Genomic DNA, 2948 nt, shown 5'->3' on the forward strand with positions numbered 1-2948 from the left:
TGCCAGTGTTCTAAATTCACACTGGCATTAAAATCCCGATCTAGTTCAATGCCACAGTTACCACATTTGAATATTCGTGCTGACAATGGCATTTTTTGTCGATGCTGGCAACAGCTACAAAGCTGTGAACTCGGATAGAATTTATCAACTTTAATCACTGTTGCGCCGTACCAACTAGCTTTGTACTCTAGTTGCCTTTTGAACTCATAAAAACCGCTATCAGCAATGGCACTAGCTAAACAAAGGGTTTACACCCTAGTCGTTAATGGCGTTTAGCAAAACTTCAGCTAAACTCATATCTGCCATGTCATCCATAGTTACAGTATCGCAGATATCAAACTTTGCCCCAGCACCTTGCAGTTCATCATCCAACGCCTTCAAAAAGCGGGTCGCCGTTGCATCCGCACCCACTTGAATCATCGTAATTCCCAGTTCTTCATCTCTGTCCATTCGGCGCGAAGCTTCAATAATTGCTTTCATCACGCCTTTGCGATCGTCCGGTTCCCCATCTGTGACTACAATAATAATTTCGCCATTCGCCTTAGTTTGACCTGCTGCTTTGCGTTCAAAATATCGATTAGTGGCATCTTGTAGCACGCCAGTTAAGTTAGTTGTGCCAGCCGGGTCATTTTCCTGAAAGATTTGCGCCACTTTGCTGGAAGTCACATTATCGTAACGTTTAAATCGACTGGAAAACACATAAACTGTTATGCCATCCGGGTCAAATTGTTCGCATTTTCTCGCTAAGGCCAAAGTTGACTCTTGCGCGGTTTCCCAGCGACTTCTACCGCCAGCTTGGTCTGGGGTAGACATACTGCCACTTTTGTCAATAATTAATGTGTAATCTCGTTCTTCCATGTAAAAAATCTCCTTCTAAATATTTGGCAATTATCATTACGCAAGCCAAAGTAAGAAACCCGGTTTTTTCATCTATCTTTAGCTATAAAACCTAAGATTTTGTCGAGCAACCGGGTTTCTTAGCACCCACAACTAATACTCGATCGATACCCTAGTCAGCGATCGCATTTAACAGCACTTCTGTCAAAGTCATGCTCTCCATATCATCCAGCGTTACCGTATCAACGATGTCAAATTTTGCACCTGCGCTTTGCAGATCGTCATCCAAAGCTTTGAGAAACTTTGTCGCCGTTGCATCTGTACCGACTTGAATAAACGAAATAGCCAATTCTTCATCCCTATCCATGTGGCGAGATGCTTCAATAATTACCCGCATTACCGCTTTGCGATCGTCAGGTTCCCCATCAGTCACCACCAAAATTGTCTCGCCATTTGGCTTTGTTTGACCTGCTGCTTTGCGCTGAAAATAATTATTTATGGCATCTTCCAACACCCCAGCTAAATTGGTAGTACCGGCTGGGTCGTTTTCTTTGAAAATCTGAGCGACTTTGCTAGACGCCACATTATCGAAACGTCTGAATTTACCCGAAAACAGGTAAAGTGTAATCCCATCTGGGTCAAACTGTTCGCATTTTCTCGCGACTGCTAGGGTAGACTCCTCTGCTGCTTGCCAGCGACTTCTACCACCTGCTTGGTCTGGAGTAGACATACTGCCGCTTTTGTCGATAATTAAGGTATAATCTCGGTCTTCCACTAGAGAACCTCCTGTCATAAGAGATAAACTCCAACAATCGTCAGACTTCTTTATCTAGCGTAACCAAATTTATTGCGATCGCCCTTACTTTCTAGATAAAAATAATAATTAATCCGGCCATAACGCCTATCCTCTATCAAACATAACAAATAAGCTCGACAACTTAGGTAAAATCGAGACGATCGCATTTGACAGCTATCTTTAGGATTTAGTTTCTTTCAGAGCTTGCAGGTAGTCGATCGCTGCCTCCAATTTGGAAGGATAAGAATAAGAAAACTCTTCAAACCACAACCCCTCTTCCGAACGCGGATTTAACTTTTTCAACCACGCTACCGCCTCCTTTTCCAGCGCTAGCCGTTGTTGCTGCTGGATACGCTCTTGTCTGGCTTGTTCCTCTTTAATTTGTTGCTGTCTCTTCAGTTCTTCCTCCCTATCTTTTTCTGCAAATTCAGACTTGATTTCGTCCAGTAAGCTGTACTCAGAAGCAGAGGGATAAATATTGTTTGACTGCCAAGACACCTGCACTTGACGTTTTGGTATTGGTGGTAACTGAGGAGATTTTTTTTCTTGGGGAGGTGGCTGTTTTTGTTGTGGCTTAGGTTTATCCTTTTCTTCGTACTCAGATTTGAGTTGATTTAATAAATCATCAATCGATTCCATAATATTTTATCCCAATCTTGTGAAAAACTACTCGATCGCATTTTTAACACAAGACACTCTTAATCAGTAATAGCATTGAGCAACACTTCGGTCAGAGTCATATCCTCCATATCATCGATCGTCACCGTATCTACAATGTCAAATTTCGCTCCCGCATTTTGCAATTCGTCGTCCAAAACCTTAAGGAACTTTGTTGCTTGCGCGTCAGTACCTACTTGAATGAAGGAAATCGCCAATTCTTCATCCCGATCCATCAGTCGAGATGCTTCAATAATTACTCGCATAACAGCTTTGCGATCGTCTGGCTCACCATCAGTTACGACTAAAATTGTTTCACCGTTGAGCTTGGTTTGCCTAGCAGCTTTACGTTGAAAATAATTATTGAGGGCATCTTGGAGGACACCAGCTAAATCAGTTCGTCCAGCCGGTTCGTTTTCGAGGAACAACTGAGCAACTTTGCTCGTGGTTACATTCTCGTAGCGTTTAAATTTTCCAGAAAACAAGTAAACTGTCAGACCATCTGGGTCAAGTTGTTCGCATTTGCTGGCTAAAGCGAGGGTAGACTCCTGCATAACAGCCCAGCGACTTTTACCACCCGGCTGGTCTGTCAGAGACATACTGCCGCTTTTGTCAATTATCAAGGTGTAGTCACGGTTTTCCAGCATAAGAGTCTTCC

At 43.0% G+C, this 2948-nt stretch carries 5 protein-coding genes; all 5 read right to left on the bottom strand.

The window, feature by feature from the left end; translation table 11 throughout:
• A partial coding sequence (locus H6S82_RS26925) for an RNA-guided endonuclease TnpB family protein (protein ID WP_347339548.1) occupies positions 1-227 on the bottom strand: 227 nt, incomplete at its 3' end.
• Positions 228-255: 28 nt separating this feature from the next.
• On the bottom strand, positions 256-858 hold the full coding sequence (locus H6S82_RS26930; RefSeq protein ID WP_190460910.1) for a VWA domain-containing protein: 603 nt from the start codon (positions 856-858) through the stop codon (positions 256-258).
• 151 nt (positions 859-1009) lie between these two features.
• Positions 1010-1630, bottom strand: coding sequence for a VWA domain-containing protein (locus tag H6S82_RS26935; RefSeq protein WP_190460907.1), 621 nt, complete (start codon positions 1628-1630; stop codon positions 1010-1012).
• Positions 1631-1813: 183 nt separating this feature from the next.
• Positions 1814-2272 carry a hypothetical protein gene (locus tag H6S82_RS26940; protein ID WP_190460905.1) on the bottom strand — a complete coding sequence of 153 codons (459 nt, stop codon included), beginning with the start codon at positions 2270-2272 and terminating at the stop codon, positions 1814-1816.
• 59 nt (positions 2273-2331) lie between these two features.
• The gene (locus tag H6S82_RS26945) at positions 2332-2937 is read right to left on the bottom strand and encodes a VWA domain-containing protein (protein ID WP_190460902.1); all 606 of its coding nucleotides are present in this window, start codon (positions 2935-2937) and stop codon (positions 2332-2334) included.
• Positions 2938-2948 lie beyond the last annotated feature (11 nt).

The sequence above is a fragment of the Planktothrix sp. FACHB-1355 genome, assembly GCF_014748295.1.
GTDB lineage: Bacteria > Cyanobacteriota > Cyanobacteriia > Cyanobacteriales > Aerosakkonemataceae > Aerosakkonema > Aerosakkonema funiforme_A.